This is a genomic window from Undibacterium sp. Ji83W (assembly GCF_049340385.1).
In the GTDB taxonomy this organism is placed as follows: Bacteria; Pseudomonadota; Gammaproteobacteria; order Burkholderiales; family Burkholderiaceae_D; genus Undibacterium.
The window spans coordinates 120,513-139,543 of sequence record NZ_JBMPOZ010000012.1 but is presented as its reverse complement, the minus strand read 5'-3'; the positions used below and the strand labels follow the sequence as shown (position 1 = coordinate 139,543).

The window sequence follows — 19,031 nt, the reverse complement described above, 5'->3', positions numbered from 1 at the left end:
CCTGGAACAGATTCACACATACGCATGTATATCAAACTCATCAATCTGCTCAGGATTCATGAACGTTTTCCCGTACTCCAGATACGCACCTGACTTCAGGAATAGGGCAAACAATTCTGCATCGATGTGCTGGTCTTTTTTCATGAAGCTCATGATCTTGATGGCTTCTGACAGGGTCTTGCCTTTCTTGTAGGGGCGGTCGGCGGCGGTCAGGGCTTCGAAGATGTCGGCTATCGCCATCATGCGGGCGGGGATGCTCATGTCGGCGGCGGCCAGGCGTTTGGGGTAGCCGGTGCCATCCATTTTTTCATGATGACCACCGGCGATTTCCGGCACTCTGGCGAGGTGACGCGGGAAGGGCAGTTTTTCCAGCATCATGATGGTTTGTATCATGTGTTCATTGATCTTGTAGCGCTCTTCTTCTGACAAGGTGCCACGGGCCACGGTAAGGTTATAGACCTCGCCACGGTTGTAAAGATGTTCGGGCACCTTGACCTTGAAGCCCCAGGGGTTGTCGGGTGTGATGGTGTCGCGTGGTGATCTTGTGAAGATATGTTCAGGCTTGTCGCTCAGCAGTTGTTCCTGCACTGGCAAGCTCGGTTCTGTTGTGCGGTTCTTGCGTTCTTTTTCATCGTGCGAAATGCCGATGCGGTCGGACAGGGTCCTGAGCCAGTGGCGTCCGGCGATGTCTTGTATGCGGGCGATTTTGTCTGGGGCCATGAATTCACCGCCTTCATTACATTCTGCGAGGAAGGCGAAATCGCTGTCCAACTTATCGATATTTGCGTCGAGTTGGGTTTTCAGTTCCGTCGCATTACCACCATTGGCTAGCGCTTGCCAGTAATCGATCTGGGCATCGCGTTTCAAGACTTCAAAACGCATGCGTATTTCATGGATGCGGTCGTACAGGGTTTCCAGTTTTGTGGCTTTGTCGACGATGTATTCTGGCGTCGTGACTTTGCCGCAATCATGCAACCAGGCGGCGATATGCAGTTCTTCCCATTCTGCTTCGCTGAGCTGGAAGCCGGCAAAGGGCCCCTCGGTTTCCTTGCAGGCAGCCTGGGCCAATAATTTGGTCAGTACCGGCACGCGTTGGCAGTGGCCGCCAGTGTAAGGGCTCTTGGCATCGATGGCGCTGGCAATGAGTTGTATGAAGGCTTCCAGCAGGGCTTTTTGTTCCTGTATCAGGCGCTGGTTTTCTATGGCTACCGCTGCTGCGCCAGATACTGCCTCGGCCATGGCTTGCCTGCCCGGGTCTATGTCTGCATCATCTATCACCAGGGCGATTGCACCGACCAGTGTGTTGTTTCTATCCTTTAAGGGAATGGCGATCAGGGTAGTGGCGTGGTCGGTGGTGGGCAGGGTGCTGAAGTAGCGCGCCAGATCTGCTGCCTGCAACTGGCAAATGCTGCTGCGGGATTTGCAGGCCTGTATGACGGGATGGGTCTCATCGGCCATGCTGATGCTGTGTGCTATGGTTTCCAGCACCTGGTGATCGACATAGGTTTGCACGGTTTGCATGGCCTTGTCTTGCGGCTGATAGAGATAGAGGATACCGGATTTGGCCTCGGTGATTTCTGACATTTCTTTGAGTACCCGCGCCAGCAATTTGTCGTAATTGGTTTCTGACGCCAGGCTGCTGGCAATGTCGAGGAAGGAGCGTATGGTCGCCTTCATGCCGCGCATGGAATTGCTGAGGTCGGCAATTTCCTTGATGCGTGACTGGATATTGATGGGACTTTTGAAATCGAAGCGGGCAATCTTGCTGGCTTCGTCATTGAGTTGTTTCAGCGGATTGGATGCCAGGCGCGAGAAATAAATGGTGACAGCTATGCCTATCATCAGCATCACCAGGAACAACAAGCTCGTTTGCTGGCGCATTCTGATGATATCGGCCAGCAATTCTTCATGTGGGCTGGCGATGAGTATGCGCAAATTCTGGCCGCCAGGAATTTGTATCTTGCCCTGATAGGTCGCCCAGGTTTTATCGATTGCATCCAGTGTCTGGCTACTGTTGCCAGCACTGCTATCGAGTTCGCGGATTTTATTGAGGACGGGCGCATTTTGTTCTGCCAGGGTGGGCATGCCCTGGGTGCCATCCAGTTTGGTAACGATTTGCGGTCTGTAGGCGGGTTGTTTGCCGTTTTGCCAGGCCAGCAATTGTTCCTTGCTATCTATCAGGGCGATTCTGGTAGATGGGGTGACGTTGCTGTTCCTGATGGTTTCATGGATAGTGGGCATTTCTATGTCTATGCCAACGACCGCATCGGCATCGACAATTTTTTGTGCATAGGTGACACCGATCTGGCCAGTCGTGAAAAAGTAATAGGGTTCGCTGACATTGGCCTGGCTGGCGTTTTTCATGGCAGTTTCATACCAGCCACGTTGACGCGGATCATAATTGCGCAGGGGAATTTGCTGGCGACTGATTTCATTGAGCCTGTCGTCCAGATACACCAGGTGTTCGACCATCTTGCCCGCATCCATGCTGGTGCTTTGTACTATCCAGGTAGTCTTTGCCGGTGCCTTGAATACATCTTGGCCACCATTGGATTTGGCATACTGGCGCAACAGGAAAAATTCACCATTGGCAAAACCCACATAAGCTGAAGTCGCAGATTTGACGCTGATGATGGCCTTGGCCAGATAGTTAACGTGGGTCAGGCGTTCGTTCAGGTCTTTGCCCGTAATTGGATGGGATTGGGCAAGTATCTCTGTCTGGTTTTTTACGGGTTCATAAATATCTTTGACATTGCTGGCGACTTCATTGCCTATCAGGGCATAGCTGCTATTGGCCTGCGCCAATATGATCTGGCTCATGCGGCTGAATTGCACGGTGCCCATGGCAATGGCAAAGATGAGGATCAGGGCTGTGAAGAAGTATGAGATGTAGATATAGAACTGAACATTCCTGGTCGCACGCATTGCCTGGTCCGCCTGTTTTGGTGGGTGACGCGGTGGAAGAAGTGAAGCAATGAATCTGGCAAAGAACAAATCGCATAAGATATGTAGTGAGCATATCTAAAAAGCAAGAATTATGGTAGTGCTTTATTTATCTATGCACGAAAAATTTTCATTTGATGACAATGCGTTGGCGAGTGGAAATTGATGCGCTCATGCAGTGCTGCAGTGACGAGGAAGTAATGATGAAGTAATGAGGTCGCGAATTAATGCGTTGACGAAATGAAGTGCAATGCTACAAGGCATTTCAAGAAATCGGCAAATCCACATAAAACCTGGTAGCTTGTCCGGGTATTGATTCAAAGCCTATGGTGCCGCCCATTCTTTCTACCAGTTCACGGGTGATGGCCAGGCCCAGGCCGGTGCCGCCATTTTGCCTGGTGTCTGAAGAATCTGCCTGGGCAAATTTCTGGAATATCCTGTCGCGGAATTCATGCGGTATGCCGACGCCGTGATCGATGACGCTAATACGCAGCACTGACTGTTTGTGTCCGCGCTTTTCTGCTTCGATGTTGACCACCTCATTTTCAGGTGAATACTTGATGGCATTCGACAACAAGTTCGACAAGACTTGCATGAAGCGCTGGGTATCGACAGAGATACTGATATCCGGCATTTGTTTTGCCAGCCGCAGACTGACCCCGCGCTCTGAACCAAAGGTTTGATTGGCATCCACCGCCTGTTGCAGCAATTCGCGTATGGCGATCGTTTCAGGACGGAATGTCATCTTGCCTGCTGTGAGTTTTTCCATATCCAGCAAGTCATTGATGAGGAAGGTCAGGCGCTGGCAATTTTTGTTGGCGACATCAAGCATCTGTTTCATGCGCTCTGGATAGCTGCCAAAGACGCCGCCAGAAATCAGGCCGAGTGCGCCCGAGATCGAGGTGAGTGGGGTGCGTAATTCATGGCTGACTGTGGAGATGAATTCATTCTTGATAGTTTCAGTACGCTTGCGCTCGGTAATATCGCGCATCAGAGCGATGAACAGTGGTTGTCCTAATCTTGAGACGGTGGATACCGACAAATCAAGCGGGAACAAACTGCCATCTTTACGGCGTGCTTCCACTTCGCGCCCTATGCCTATGATGCTTTGTATGCCAGGCTGTTGCGCTTGTGCTGTATCGCTGTCTTGCACGGGATAGGGGATGATCTGGCGTATATTCTGACCCAGTAATTCATCAACAGCATAATCAAAAATATTTACTGCTGCGTTGTTGACGCTGAGGATGATCTCCTGGTCGTCAAAGGTGATGATGCCGTCCAGCACATTGTCTAGTACGGCGCTGGTATGGGCTGCCTGGTCTTGCAAGTCTTCTGCGGCGGCTCTTCTTTCGCTGATATCTTGGAAGGTACCGTAGACACGTACACAGACACCTTCTTCAAATTGCGGGAAGCCGATTACGTGTACCCATCTGTCATTGCCCTTGGCACTGAGTATGCAAAATTCGCTGTCAAAGGAAATATTCTCGCGTATCGCCCTGACAAATAATTCACGAATCTCTTGCTGGTTTTTTGCACCTTTGTAAAAAGCAATGGCATTGTCAACGCCGCATTCAAATGTCTCATCAACTTCATGTATCTGCCGCGTGACTTTACTCCAGTGTAGTTTGCGTGACTTGACTTCAAATTCCCAGGTACCTATGCGGGCGGCGGCATTGGATTTTTCCAGTAATTCATAGGCGTGTTCGAGTTCTGCTTCCGCTTCTTTTTGCTTGGTGATGTCGGCATGGCTGCCTGACATGATCAGTGGTTCACCATTTGGCCCCCAACTGACGACACAACCGCGGTCATGTATCCAGATCCAGTGACCATCTTTATGGCGCATGCGGCTTTTGAGGTCAAAGTATTCGATTTCGCCCCGGAAGTGCTGCTCTATCATGGCACTGGTGAGCCGCAGATCTTCGGGGTGGCATAGTTTGAGCCAGGTATCTACGGTAGTGGGCTCCAGCTCTGCCAGGGTGTAACCCAGCATCTCGGCCCAGCGTTCGTTGTAGATGGTTTCACCGGTGAGGATATTGCATTCCCAGGTGCCGATATTGGTACCCTTGATGACATTGACCAGTTGGCGCTCAGTTTCATACCTGTGTTTTTGCACACGCGCTGCGCTGATCAATTGGCCCAGGGTACTGAACAGGGGTTTTAAAAATTCTGTGACTTGCTGATCATAAGCATCTGGCTTGTTGGCGATACCAACCAGGGCGATCAATTCGCCGTCGTATTGCACGGGTATGCACAAGAAGCATTGCAAGGCTTCGAAATGTGCAGGAAAAACCTTGTCGAGCGCATCTGCAGCATTGTCGATGACTGCTTGCCCTGATCTGAGGGCTGCACCATACCTGGATTTTAATTGCAGGCAGGCGATATCCCTGGCGACGGTGTCCAGGCTGGTGCTGGAAATATTCGAGCTCAGCGTATTCCAGGCCAGCATCATGCTCTTCAGGGCAGGGTTGCTGACAGTATTATTCTTGACTTCGCAAATGAAACCATAGGCGCTGGCTGTCAGTTTCAAGATCGCTGCCAGCAGTGACTCAAAACCTTTTTCCTGGTCGGTCTCGCGTATGAACAGAGCCTGTGCCATGGCGATGGCATCGCTGAGTGCGCGTTGCCTTTGCAGTTGCCGGTCAAGCTCCTGTCTTTTCATGACGCCGGTGATCCAGTCGGCCAGCAGGCGTACAAATTCTATTTCAACTTCTGAAAATGGAAAGAGCCGGGGTTCCGCATGCCAGATGCAGAGCGCGGCATCATCACTGGCGTTGATATGCAGGCGAAGCCCAATAAGGCTTTGCGCCTGCATCAGTACAGCGTGCCGGTATTTGCTGGCTGATAGATCGGCAGCATGGATGAGTCCTTTACCTGCATCATCCGGCAAGATGCACAGCGGGATAGACCTTGAAGTTGCTACTTCGGGATGCAGCGAGTCACCTGACTGGTATGCCGGGCTGACCTTGCCACCAGTCTGCACGCGGCTGATCTGTCCACATGCCATACCCAGATAGTCGCAGGCCATGGCAAGGGTTTGTTGCAATGCTGCGTCAGGGTTTTGATATGACAGTGAGGTGATGGTAGTTAAGGCCAGCAAGGCATGCAATTGTCTTTGCTGTTCTTCGCGGGAGAATTCACTCTCTACGCAATCCGCCAGGTCACGCAAGGCTGCCAGGTCTGCAGCGCCTAGTATGCGTGGTTTGGTATCGATGATGCATAAGGTACCCAGGCGCTGGCCATTGCGCGCGCGCAAAGGGGCACCCGCATAAAAACGTATATAGGGAGCGCTGCTGACCAGGGGATTACCCGCAAAGCGGGTATCCTGGCTGGCATCGGCGATATACAACACATCCGGCTTCAGGATTGCATGCCCGCAAAAAGAGATATCCCTGTTGGTTTCGCTGACGTCCAAACCTTGATTTGATTTAAACCACTGACGGTCAGTATCAATCAGGGACACCAGGGCAATCGGGGTATTGAACAGGTGGCGTGCCAGTCGCGTCAGGCGGTCAAAACGTTCTTCTGCAGGCGTGTCGAGTATGGCGCAGGCTTGCAGGGTTTGCAGGCGCAATATTTCATCGACAGGAAAGTCAGGTGCTTGCATGGATGTTAGTCAGTCGCCAGACCGGCTTGCCAGACCGTCCAGCCATTTTTGCAGACCTTCGCCATACAAGGGCTTACTGGCGAAATAGCCTTGCATGGAATCACAACCGAGCTGGCGCAGGCATTCTCGTTCTGCCGCAGTTTCTATGCCTTCGGCAATCACGCTCAGGCCCAGGCCATGGCCCATTTCTATGATGGCCTTGACCAGCCCCTGGGTCGCTGGCAGTTGGTCTATATCGATGACAAAGCTGCGGTCTATCTTGAGTTCGCTGACAGGCAGGCGTTGCAGGTAAGACAGGGAAGAATAGCCGGTACCAAAATCATCGATAGACAAATCGAGTCCAATGGCACGCAGGCGGTTCAGCAGTTCTATGGTGCTGCTGGGGTCTTCCATGATGCCGCTTTCGGTAATCTCCAGCTTCAGCAATTTTGGGTTGAGGTCATACTGGCGCAACAGGGCTGCAATCTGGTCCGGGAAGCTGGTATCACGCAAATCATGGGTGCTGACATTGACGGCAATGGTTTGGCCAGGATATTTTTCTTGCCAGTTTTTGAGGGTGACGATGGCTTGTTCCAGCATCCACATGGTGAGCATGCTGATATAGCCTGTGCGTTCTGCAAAGGGGACAAACTCTGCAGGCGAAATAAAACCGCGCACGGGATGTTGCCAGCGCACCAGTGCTTCAAAACCATAAGCCTTGCCAGATTGCAGATACAGCTTGGGTTGCAACCACATTTGCAATTCTGATTCCCTGACGGCAGAGCGCAAGTCAGACAATAAACTGAGATGAGTCAGGCGCGAAGCTTCTTGTGCATCGGTATACCAGGCAGATGAGCTGGCGCTGCGTTTGGCCGCGTACAGGGCAACTTCAGCATTTCTGATCAGGGTCATCAAGGGCAGCGGTGTGGCTGCAGTGATGGCAAAGCCATATACCAGGCTGACATCGACAGAATGCTGGCCACACTTGACCGGATCGGCCATGGCGGCATCTATACGTTGGTGCAAGTCTTCAATAGCAGTTTTGGAACTATCATGGCAGAGTATGGCAAAAGCGCCGCCAGCCAGTCTGGCCAGCCAGGGGTTTTGTGGCGCATTATCGCCGCCGATAACGGTTCTAAGACGCAGGGCCACATCTGATATGACAGTGTCGCCAGTATCAAAACCCAGGGTTTCATTGATGACTTTCAGACGCGCCAGGTCCATCAGGATAAAGCCCTGATGTGGCAGGCCCTGGCCTTCATGGGTTTTCAGTAGCAGGGTGCGATTGGGTAAGCCGGTCAGGCTGTCGTAATACGCCAGACGTTCGACAGCTTGTTCGCGTATGCCTATGGCTTCGGCCATGGTATTGAGGGCTTCGCCGACACGTGCCACTTCTTCAGTTTTGCTGGGGATGAAGCGGGTCTGGTAATCGCCTCTGGCAATTTGCAAGGCACTGGTTTCCAGACGTGCCAGCGGCCTGACCACGCTACGGGTAGTCAGCCAGGCCAATACCGCAGCCAGGATCACGCCGAATACTGACAGCATGGCCACCATCTTGCCAGTTTCTTCCAATTCCAGTTGTGCTTCTGCCTGATGCGCCTGGATTAATTCCTGCTCGCGCTTGAGGAAAGTTTTAGACTGATCCAGCAAGGCATCCAGCGCAGGTTTCACCCGCGTGATAAAACTGGCCTTGGCAGCATCCTGGCCTTCGTCTTCCAATTGATTGACGGTATCAAGATAGTGCTGATTGTAGATTGCCCGCTTTTGCTTGAGAACTTTCAGGCTTTTTAATTGCTCATCATCACTGAGGCTGGCTTCGAGATCGCTGATCAGGCGATCTATGCGGCGATTTTTTTCATCGACGATGGTGTATTCAGGAACACGTTGTTCATAAGGAACAGTCAGGAATTGCAAAAGGGCCCTGCCGACGTTTTCTGTTGCCACGCTGAGTTCTTGCACATACAAGAGACTTTGCACCTCTTTGCGGGCAAATTGCTCGTTACGTGCAGTCATGTTGCGAATTTGTGAAATTGGCAATAATAAGACTATGCTGAATAAAATCAGCAGCAAACCATAGCTGAGCGCCAGCCGCATACCTATACGGCGCAAGCGCAAAAGCTGAATCAGGCGATTAAAGCTGTTAGACATAAATATGGTCGGTATGTGGTCTGAGCCCGCTACAGAAGGCGCTTTTTTTGCTTCATGCAAAAGCCACAGGCACGGCAACGGCCTGCTACTACAGGCTTATGTTAATGCACTATTAACAGCGAGGGCAATACTATTGTGAGGGAGCGATGTCAGAGGGGGCGGATCAGCGTGCTATCAGTATATACAACATCAGCACATTAGCGACGATGGACAGGACTGCCAGCATGCGCCAGGTGGCCAGCGGATCGCGTTGGGCCAGGGGCTTGGCTTGCGGTGCAGGCAGGGGGTGGGCGGCACCACGTTCCAGTGCCAGCAAGAATTCTTCTGCTGTTTCAAAGCGTTCGGCTTCGTCACGCGCCACGGCTTTGAGCAAGACATTTTCCAGCCAGTGTGGCAAGTCGGGGCGATAACGACCTGGTGATGCCGCCTCACCAAATTTGGGGCGTTGAAAAGGTTCCACTTCACCATAGGGATAATGGCGCGTCAGCAAATAGTAGAGCGTGACCCCGGTGGCATACAAATCCGTAGACCTTGAAGGTGCAGCACCCTGGAACTGTTCCGGCGCTAAAAATGAGGGCGTGCCTGCCATGGTGTGGCTGGCATTGCCCTGTCCATCCTGGCTATCAAAGCCGGATTGCGCGACACCCAGGTCAAGAATGCGAATCTCATCATCTTCACCAAGATGAACATTGGCGGGCTTGATATCCCTGTGCAAGATGCTGCGCCTGTGCAGGGCACCGATGGCGCGTACCAGTTTGCCGCCATAGGCAACTGCTTCTGGTATGGTGAAATGCTGGCCGGCTTCCAGCCTCTGTTGCAGCGATGCACCGGCATGCCAGGTCGACAGGTAATACAGGTAATTTCTTTGATCGGGGGTAATCACCTGTGGGAAGAAGCGTGCCACGACGCGTTTTGCCAGCCATGCTTCATGCGCAAACGCCGAGCGTTCTTGTGCATCATTGGCCTTGTCCGGGTGCAGGGTTTTCAACACCAGTTGCCGGTGATGGGAAGGTTCGCTGACACGATACAGTACTGTCGTCAGCGAGGTATGCATGACTTCTTCTATCGCATAGCCATCCAGGGTCTGGCCGGGCTTCATGCGCGGTGGCACGGGCAGGGCATGCAGTTCACTGATGGCATCGCGCAGTTCACCTTCAGGCAAGGTCTCTACGCGTGCTATCACTGCGCTGCAATTGTCTTGCGACCCCGCTTTCAGTGCGGCTGCACATAGCGCTTCGCAGGCAGCTTCACTGCCCAGGCTGCCCGCACTGACTTGCTTCAAAAAATCTGTCAGATCATATTCTGTCAGGCTTGCCCAGATACCATCGCAGGCCAGCAGGAAGACATCATTGACACGCAATTCACCCATGCCATGATCGATGACGAGGTGGCTGTCCAGACCGATGGCGCGGGTCAGCACATGCTGCATCTCTGGCCTGTCCCAGACATGGTCCTGGGTCAGTTTTTGCAGCACGCCATCACGTAACAGGTAACAGCGGGTATCGCCCACGTGGGCGCTGTAATACATGCGTCCGCGCAAGACCAGTGCAGTCATGGTGGTGGCCATGCCTGCCAGCTCACGACGTACCGTGCCTTGCTGCTGCACCCAGCTATTCATGGCGACCAGCACTTTGTCCAGCGCTGTCGTCACTTCCCAGGTATCGGGCGTGGCATAGTAATCGGTGAGCAGACCACGCACTACATATTCAGCCGCTTCACGTCCACCTTCATTGCCAGAGACTCCGTCGGCTACTGCCAGCACCATGCCCTTGCAGGATAGTTCGGGTTCACCCGGCGTGACCATGCCGACAAAGTCTTCATTGCGCGGGCGCAAGCCAGCGACGCTGTGATGTCCGGTGCTGACGGTGAGTGGCATATTTGTTATTTAAATTTTTGCAGTAGTCATGGCGGCAGAACCCCAGGTCGTGCGCCAGCGTTTCTTGACCAATGATAAACCCAGCAAGGCGACGATGGCGAGGCTGGCGAAAATCGATAAACCTATTTGATAGCTACCGGTGATCTGGCGTGAATAACCCATGCTGGCCGCCAGGTAAAAACCACCTATGCCACCAGCCATGCCTACCAGGCCAGTCATGACACCCATCTCTTTACGGAAACGCTGCGGCACCAGCTGGAATACCGCACCATTGCCCGTGCCCAGAGCCAGCATGGCAACCACAAATACGCATACTGCTGCCGTCGCCGACTGTAAGCCTATGGATGCGATAAACAAGAAGGCCGAAGCGACGGTGTACATGACAGACAGGGTTTTGATACCACCTATGCGGTCGGCAATACGACCACCCATAGGGCGCACCAGCGAACCGGCAAATACACAGGCGGCAGTGAAGTAGCCAGCTGTCACTGGCGTTAAACCATATTGCGTGTTGAAATAAATTGTCAAGGAAGATGCCAGACCAGAAAAACCACCAAAGGTGACGCTGTAAAAGAACATGAACCACCATGCGTCCTTGTCTTTCAAAACGGCCAGATATTCAGTCAGGGATTTGCTTGGTGCGTCGCCCGGTGCATCCTTGGCGAAAATCAGGTAAACCGCCAGCGCGATAAATAAGGGGATCAGCGCCAGACCAAACACATTTGGCCAGCCAAAGGCGATTGCCAATGCTGGCGCAAACAGGGCGGCAAAAGCGGTGCCAGAATTACCTGCACCCGCTATGCCCAGAGCCGTACCCTGATGTTCAGGCGGATACCAGCGCGATGCCAGCGGCAATGCCACGGCAAAGGCAGAGCCAGCAACACCCAGGATCACGCCCAGGAACAGTAGTTGTTCATAGGTGTGCAAATTACCCAGCCACGCCCAGCATAAACCTATCAGCACGACGATTTGTCCTATCAATCCAGCTTTCTTGGGTTTCAGGTGGTCTACCAATACGCCCATCACGATACGCAACAGCGCACCAGCTAATAATGGCGTAGCAACGATCAGGCCTTTTTGTGCAGCAGTCAGGCCGAGGTCTTTGGAAATTTGGATGGCGAGTGGCCCTAACAATACCCAGACCATGAAACTCAGATCGAAATAAAAGAAAGATGCCAATAAGGTGGGCGTGTGCCCGGCTTTCCAGAAGGAAGTTTTTTGCATGATCGCTCCAATAGTGAACACGCATGCCACTTGCAAGGGACGTGCCATCAAAATGTGCATGCCTTTGCCCTGCTTTATGATTAAAAACAAAACTTACTGCGCGAAAACTGTGCGTGATCTGAATTAAATGGTGCAATGCACCAGAATGGCTGGATTTTGTTTGAGGTTAGTGAGGATTTTGGGGGCATGCTTCAAGAAGTGGCATTAGCCTTGCCGCCAACTGGGGAATTGTCAGTTTTTCGCTGTGAAAACCATATTAATGCGTAGTCAAATTGGTGCAGGCTTATAAAAACAGGCAGGTCTTCGCTCTCAAGAAAATGAACTGGCATTGCTCTTGCTTAGAGTCTGGGGAGACAAGCAAAGGAGCAGCCATGAAGAAACTCAAGCTAGTGATGGTAGGGAATGGTATGGCAGGTGTGCGTACCCTGGAAGAATTAATCAAGATCGCACCCGACCTGTATGACATTACCGTATTTGGTGCAGAACCTTATGCCAATTACAACCGTATCCTGTTATCACCTGTATTGGCAGGCGAGCAAACCATCAAAGACATCATGCTCAATGATGTGGATTGGTATGAAGAAAATAATATCACTCTGCATCTGGGCAAAAAAATCGTCAAGATAGACAGGGCACGCCGCCTGGTGATCGCCGAAGATGGCACCCAAACTGAATACGACCGTCTGTTGCTGGCGACAGGTTCTACACCTTTCATGCTGCCCGTGCCTGGCAAAGACCTTAAGGGCGTGATTGCCTACCGCGATATTCATGACACCAATGCCATGATAGACGCAGCAGAAAAGCATACGCATGCTGTTGTCATTGGTGGTGGCTTGCTGGGGCTGGAAGCGGCCAATGGCTTGAAAATGCGTGGCATGAGCGTCTCTGTGGTGCATTTGCCTGGCTGGTTGATGGAGCGTCAGCTTGATCCTGTTGCTGGCAAGATGTTGCAAAAATCCCTGGAAGACCGCGGCCTGAACTTCCTGCTGGAAAAGAATACCGAAGCTATCATTGGTGATGATGATGGTCATGTCAAATCCATACGCTTTACCGATGGCCTGGAAATCCCGGCACAACTCATCGTCATGGCAGTTGGCATACGCCCCAATACTGCGCTGGCAGAATCTGCCGGGTTGTATTGCAATCGCGGCATCATCGTCAATGACACCATGCAGACTTATGATCCACGTATCTATTCTGTTGGCGAATGCGTTAATCATCGTGGCACAGTGTATGGGCTGGTTGCACCTTTGTTTGAAATGGCCAAGGTCTGCGCCAATCATCTGGCGAATTTTGGCATAGGCCGTTACCAGGGTTCAGTCACATCTACCAAGTTGAAGGTGACGGGCATAGATCTGTTTTCTGCCGGTGAATTCATGGGTGGTAAAGACACAGAAGAAATCATTTTGTCCGACCCCATAGGTGGTGTCTACAAGAAGCTGGTGGTGAAAGACGACAAGCTCATCGGTGCATGTTTGTATGGCGATACCGTGGATGGCAGCTGGTATTTCAAGCTGCTGCGCGAAGGCAAGAATATTTCTGAAATTCGCGATTCCCTGATGTTTGGTGAATCAAACACTGGTGACGTCGGCCATGAAGGACACACCAAGGCTGCCGCCATGCCGGACGAGGCCGAGGTCTGCGGCTGTAACGGCGTTTGCAAAGGCACTATCGTCAAGGCCATCAAGGAAAAAGGCCTGTTCACACTCGACGATGTGCGCAAGCATACCAAGGCATCGGCATCCTGCGGTTCCTGTACTGGGCTGGTAGAACAAATCATCATGTTTACTGCCGGTGGTGATTATTCGACTGCTTCTAAAGTCAAACCCATGTGTGCTTGTACTGATCATAGCCATCAGCAAGTGCGTGATGCCATCAAGGCCAACAAGTTGCTGACAGTATCCGGCGTGCAGGAATTCATGGAATGGCGCACACCTAACGGTTGCTCCAGCTGCCGCCCGGCCATTAATTATTACTTGATCTCTACCTGGCCACGTGAAGCCAGGGATGATCCGCAATCGCGTTTCATCAACGAGCGTTCACATGCGAATATCCAGAAGGATGGTACTTACTCCGTCATCCCGCGTATGTGGGGCGGTGAAACCAATGCCGGCGAATTGCGCAGGATTGCTGACGTCGTTGATAAATTCAAGATACCGACAGTCAAGGTCACCGGTGGCCAGCGTATCGATCTGCTGGGTGTGAAGAAAGAAGATTTACGCGCAGTATGGCAAGACCTGGGCATGCCATCTGGCCTGGCTTATGCCAAGGGTTTGCGTACCGTAAAAACTTGCGTGGGCAGTGAATGGTGTCGTTTTGGTACGCAAAATTCCACTCTCATGGGGCAACAGCTGGAACGTGAACTGGCGCGCATGTATTCGCCGCACAAGGTCAAGCTGGCTGTATCCGGTTGCCCGCGTAATTGTGCCGAGGCAGGTATCAAGGACGTTGGCGTGATTGGGGTCGATTCCGGTTGGGAAATTTATGTAGGCGGCAACGGCGGTATCAAAACCGAAGTTGCGCAATTCCTGGTCAAACTGAAAACCCACGAAGAAGTCATGGAATATACCGGTGCATTCTTGCAACTGTACCGTGAAGAAGGTTGGTACCTGGAACGTACTGTGCATTACCTTGCTCGTGTCGGTCTGGACTATGTGAAGAAAATCATACTGGAAGATGACGAGCGTCGCAAAGACTTGTATCAACGTCTGCTGTTTGCACTGGAAGGTGAATCTGATCCGTGGCATGAACCAGAAAAAGCCCAGGTCGATACGCGTCAATTTGAACGCTTGCCAGCATAACGCCATTTTTGAGAGGAAAAAACATGAGTCAGGAATGGCAAGTTATTTGTCGCGTTGAAGATATCCCCGTACTGGGTGCACGGGTAGTAGCCCGTGCCGCCAAGCCGGATGTGGCTATCTTCAGGAATACAGAAAACAAGGTCTTTGCGCTGCTGGACAAGTGTCCGCATAAAGGAGGGCCTTTGTCACAAGGCATCGTCTTTGGTGAAAAAGTCGCTTGCCCCTTGCACAACTGGAATATCGAATTGGCTTCTGGCTGCGCAATTGCACCCGACGAAGGTTGTACGCAAAAATTCAGCTTGAAAGTGGATGCAGATCAGGTATATCTGGATGCGCATGAGTTGCGTACACTTGCAATAGAGGCGTAGGGCGCAGGACATACGCAAAACCGCCCCAGCATGGTTGCAGCTCCAGCAGTTAGTAAAATTCGGTACTAAAGTACTGTCTTCGTCGCTGCGCCTTGCTGGGACAATTTTGCGTAAGTCCCATAACACCACGCCGTTGAAAAATCTTATACGGCGTGTATTTAAAGGCATGTATGACTGAAACCAAATCTACCTGTTGTTATTGCGGCGTTGGTTGCGGTGTAGTAATTGAAAGCGAAGGCGGGCAGGTTGTAGGGGTACGTGGTGACCCGGATCATCCAGCCAATTTTGGTCGCCTGTGCAGCAAGGGTAGTACCTTGCATCTGTCGGCGGATGCGAAGATACAGCAACAAGTCAGGGCGCTGTATCCAGAAATGCGTGATCCAGCCATGCGTGACGAAACGCACGGAGAAACACGTCAGCGCAGTGACTGGGATACTGTCATTGCCAGCATGGCGGACAAGTTCGCTGACACCATCAAGGCACACGGCCCAGATAGCGTGGCTTTTTACATTTCCGGTCAGTTGCTGACAGAAGACTATTACGTCTTCAATAAACTTGCCAAGGGTTTGGTAGGCACTAATAATATCGATAGTAATTCACGCTTGTGCATGTCCAGTGCGGTTGCTGGCTATAAGCAAACACTGGGTGCGGACGCGCCACCTGCCTGTTATGAAGATATAGACCTGGCGGAAGTTATTTTCATTGTAGGCTCCAACACGGCTTATGCACATCCGATTTTATATCGCCGCCTGGAGCAGGCGAGAGAAAAAAATCCAAACCTGAAAGTGATCGTTGCTGATCCACGCCGTACTGATACTGCGCGTGAAGCAGATTTATTCCTGCCTATCTTGCCAGGCACCGATGTCGCCCTGTTCAATGGCATGCTGCATCTGTGCCTGTGGGAAGACCTGATCGATCTGGCGTATATCCAGGAGCATACCGAAGGTTTTGCCGAGCTCAAGCAAACCGTGCGTGATTACACACCTGCAGCTGTCGCCAAGACCTGTGGCATCAAGGAAGCTGACCTGGTGCAGGCAGCGCGCTGGTTTGGGCAATCCAAAGCCAGTCTGTCGCTGTATTGCCAGGGGCTCAATCAATCATCTGCCGGCACTGCAAAAAATGCCGCCCTGATCAATCTGCATCTGGCTACCCATCAAATCGGCAAGCCAGGTGCAGGGCCGTTTTCCCTGACTGGGCAACCAAACGCCATGGGTGGTCGTGAAGTCGGTGGCATGGCCAACCTGATGTCGGGTCACCGCGACCTTGCCAATGCTGAACATAGGGCAGAAATAGCCGCCTACTGGGGTGTAGATGATGTGCCTGCAACACCTGGCAAAACCGCAGTGGAAATGTTTGAGGCAGTCAGGCAGGGTGAGATCAAGATCATCTGGATAGTCTGCACCAATCCCGCCCAATCCATGCCTGAGCAAAACCTGATACGCGAAGCCCTGCAAAAAGCCGAGCTGGTGATCGTGCAGGAAGCGTATGCAAGCACGGCTACCGTGCCGTATGCAGACATACTTTTGCCAGCCAGCACCTGGGCAGAGAAGACTGGTACCGTCACCAATTCAGAACGCCGTATATCCCGCGTGCGCCCCGTCATACCCGCACCGGGTGAAGCCAGGCACGACTGGCAAATCGCCAGCCAGTTTGCGCAAGCACTTGCCCCCTTGCTGGGCAAATCACCCGCAAACTTCAAGTACGACAGCGACGAGCAAGTCTGGAACGAGCACCGCGACAGTACACGTGGACGTGACCTGGATATCACCGGTTTATCCTACGCCATACTGGAGCAGCAGGGGCCACAGCAATGGCCTTATCCGGCTGGCGCCAGCACTGGCAAACAGCGCTTGTATGAAGACGGTATCTTCCCTACACCAAATGGCCGTGCACGCTTCATCAATACTGTGTATCAGCCTGTCAAGGACGCAGTTGATGCACGCTACCCATTCTCCTTGAATACCGGTCGCTTGCGTGATCAATGGCATGGCATGAGCCGCACGGGGACTGTGGCACAGTTGTTTGCCCACGTGGCTGAACCTGGCATCTGCATGGAAGCCACAGATATGCAAAGGCGCTTCTTGAAGTCAGGTGATCTGGTGCATGTCAGCAGCCGTCGTGGTACTGTCATTTTGCCGGTAGTTGAGAGCGATGAGCAGCGCGCTGGCCAGGTTTTCATCGCCATGCACTGGGGTGAAGAATATGTATCTGGCCGTGGCCATGCCAGGAATGCCAGCTATGGGGTGAATGCCCTGACTTCACCGGCGATAGATCCCAGCTCAAAACAACCAGAACTGAAAGCTGCTGCCGTCAAGATTTTGAAGGCAGAATTGCCATGGCGTTTTGTGGTATTCGCTTGGCTGGATAGTGAAGAAGCTTATGCCGTCCAAACTGCCTTGCGCCCTTACATGCGCGAGTTTGCCTATGCATCCTGCACACCATTTGGTCGCGATAAAGTGGGCGTGGTTTTCCGCGCTGCCAATGAAGAGGCGGTAGCTACTGAAGTACTGGAAAAAATCGAGCAGCTGTTTGGCATACAGGGGGCGGATGTCTTGCGTTATGACGATAAGCGCCGCAGTGTTTCAAGGCATATCCTGGTGAAAGAAGGCGGTCTGGCTGCTGTGGCACTGGCAGGAGATGTGTCTGCCGAAGGCTGGCTCAAAGACTTCCTGCAAGCGCAGGAACCAGTCGCCAGACTGGGTCGCCTCTTGCTCATGCCCAGCACCACAGCGCCACAGGGTTTTGCCGCCCGTGGCAAAGTGGTTTGCAGTTGCCTGAATGTGACTGATACCGAAATTAATAGAGCACTTGCAGGCATGGATGGTTTGCCTGCCGATATCCTGACTGGTTTGCAGAGCAAACTCAAATGCGGTACGAATTGCGGTTCTTGCGTGCCAGAACTCAAGAAAATGATCAGTTTCAACATGCAGGAAAAAGTCACATAAAAGATTATGAATGTAGAGAGAATAGATCCAGCTTCAGAAGCCGCAGGCAGATTGATAGCCATGTCTGATGCTTATATGGCTGCCTTGTATCCAGCCGAGAGTAATCACTTGTTAAGCGTGGACGCATTAGTGCAAGATAATGTGATTTTTCTCGGTTGTCACATAGACGGACAACTGGCTGCCTGTGGTGCAGTGACTATCCTGTTTGATGATGAGGAACAGCTAAGTTACGGTGAAATCAAGCGCGTGTTTGTGTCGGATGAATTTCGCGGCAGGGGTTTGTCCAAGCACATCATGCGCGCACTGGAAGATCATTTGCTGGACCAGGATATACGTGTAGCACGACTGGAAACCGGTATCAGACAGCCCGAGGCGCTGGGCTTATACTTTCGCCTCGGTTATGCCGAACGGGCTGCTTTTGCTGATTATGAAGAAGACCCCTTGAGCGTGTTCATGGAAAAGATTTTATCTACATGAAATCTTAAGCTGTCTGCCTGCGCAAGCTCAGCAACATCGTCCCGAATGTGATGAAGGCCGCACCGACTATACGGTTAATCCACTTCACAAACCGCGGCTTGACCAGCACATGCATGGCACGTGCTGCCAGTTGCGCATACATCAGATGGGTCAGGTAAGACAGGCTCATGAAGATCGCCATCAATGCAAAAAACTGCGGTGCCAAAGCTTCACCCGGTGTGATGAAATGCGGGAACAGGGCTGTAAAAAACATAAGGGCCTTGGGATTGGTAGCCGCTGTCAAAAAGGCTTCTGAAAATAATTTGCGAGGACGTGGCTTGCTATCTGCCTGCACGTTCTGTGCGTCATGCGTCAGTGCACTGCTTTTTCCAAACAACTGCTTGGCACCGATATAGAACAGGTAGAGCGCACCTATGATCTTGACGGCAGCAAACAGCATGGCTGATGAATTCAGCAAAGCGCCCAGGCCTAGAAATGCAGTAGTAGAAAGGCAAAAGATGCCGCATACATTGCCAAAGGCTGACCACATGACAGCACGCGTGCCATAACTCGCACCGTTTTTTAAAGACAGCAAGGTGGCAGGGCCGGGGCTGAGTATCGCCAGGCTGGCGATGGCGGTAAAGGCAAGCAGGGTTTGGGTTTGCATCGCTAATTCCTGTATTGATT

The 19,031-nt window shown here is 52.1% G+C and carries 10 protein-coding genes; 4 read left to right on the top strand and 6 right to left on the bottom strand.

The genetic code is table 11. From position 1 onward, the window contains the following. Positions 1–12 precede the first annotated feature (12 nt). The 5 genes from ACO0LD_RS19700 to ACO0LD_RS19680 form a co-directional block, all read right to left on the bottom strand. Entirely contained in the window at positions 13–2,925 is a 2,913-nt protein-coding gene (locus ACO0LD_RS19700) for an HD domain-containing phosphohydrolase (RefSeq protein ID WP_423009875.1), read from the bottom strand. 283 nt (positions 2,926–3,208) lie between these two features. Next, positions 3,209–6,547 carry a PAS domain S-box protein gene (locus ACO0LD_RS19695; protein WP_423009874.1) on the bottom strand — a complete coding sequence of 1,113 codons (3,339 nt, stop codon included), beginning with the start codon at positions 6,545–6,547 and terminating at the stop codon, positions 3,209–3,211. 9 nt (positions 6,548–6,556) lie between these two features. Then, positions 6,557–8,674 (bottom strand): EAL domain-containing protein, encoded by a 2,118-nt coding sequence (locus tag ACO0LD_RS19690; protein WP_423009873.1) that lies wholly within the window; start codon positions 8,672–8,674, stop codon positions 6,557–6,559. Between the two features lie 163 nt (positions 8,675–8,837). Next, a complete protein-coding gene (locus tag ACO0LD_RS19685; protein WP_423009872.1) occupies positions 8,838–10,550 on the bottom strand; it encodes a protein kinase domain-containing protein in 1,713 nt (570 codons plus the stop codon). Positions 10,551–10,559: 9 nt separating this feature from the next. Then, positions 10,560–11,774, bottom strand: coding sequence for a nitrate/nitrite transporter (locus ACO0LD_RS19680; protein WP_423009871.1), 1,215 nt, complete (start codon positions 11,772–11,774; stop codon positions 10,560–10,562). 371 nt (positions 11,775–12,145) lie between these two features. Here ACO0LD_RS19680 and nirB point away from each other — a divergent pair, with 371 nt between their 5' ends. The 4 genes from nirB to ACO0LD_RS19660 all read left to right on the top strand — a co-directional run bounded on the left by nirB (position 12,146) and on the right by ACO0LD_RS19660 (position 18,365). Continuing rightward, positions 12,146–14,575 carry a nitrite reductase large subunit NirB gene (gene nirB / locus ACO0LD_RS19675; RefSeq protein ID WP_423009870.1) on the top strand — a complete coding sequence of 810 codons (2,430 nt, stop codon included), beginning with the start codon at positions 12,146–12,148 and terminating at the stop codon, positions 14,573–14,575. Between the two features lie 23 nt (positions 14,576–14,598). Then, positions 14,599–14,943, top strand: a complete 345-nt coding sequence (gene nirD, locus ACO0LD_RS19670) for a nitrite reductase small subunit NirD (RefSeq protein WP_423009869.1) — start codon at positions 14,599–14,601, stop codon at positions 14,941–14,943. A 170-nt stretch (positions 14,944–15,113) separates the two neighbouring features. After that, the gene (locus tag ACO0LD_RS19665) at positions 15,114–17,888 is read left to right on the top strand and encodes a molybdopterin-dependent oxidoreductase (RefSeq protein WP_423009868.1); all 2,775 of its coding nucleotides are present in this window, start codon (positions 15,114–15,116) and stop codon (positions 17,886–17,888) included. A gap of 6 nt (positions 17,889–17,894) precedes the next feature. After that, a complete protein-coding gene (locus tag ACO0LD_RS19660; protein ID WP_423009867.1) occupies positions 17,895–18,365 on the top strand; it encodes a GNAT family N-acetyltransferase in 471 nt (156 codons plus the stop codon). A gap of 4 nt (positions 18,366–18,369) precedes the next feature. Here ACO0LD_RS19660 and ACO0LD_RS19655 read toward each other — a convergent pair whose 3' ends face one another. Then, positions 18,370–19,011, bottom strand: a complete 642-nt coding sequence (locus ACO0LD_RS19655; protein WP_423009866.1) for a LysE family translocator — start codon at positions 19,009–19,011, stop codon at positions 18,370–18,372. Positions 19,012–19,031 lie beyond the last annotated feature (20 nt).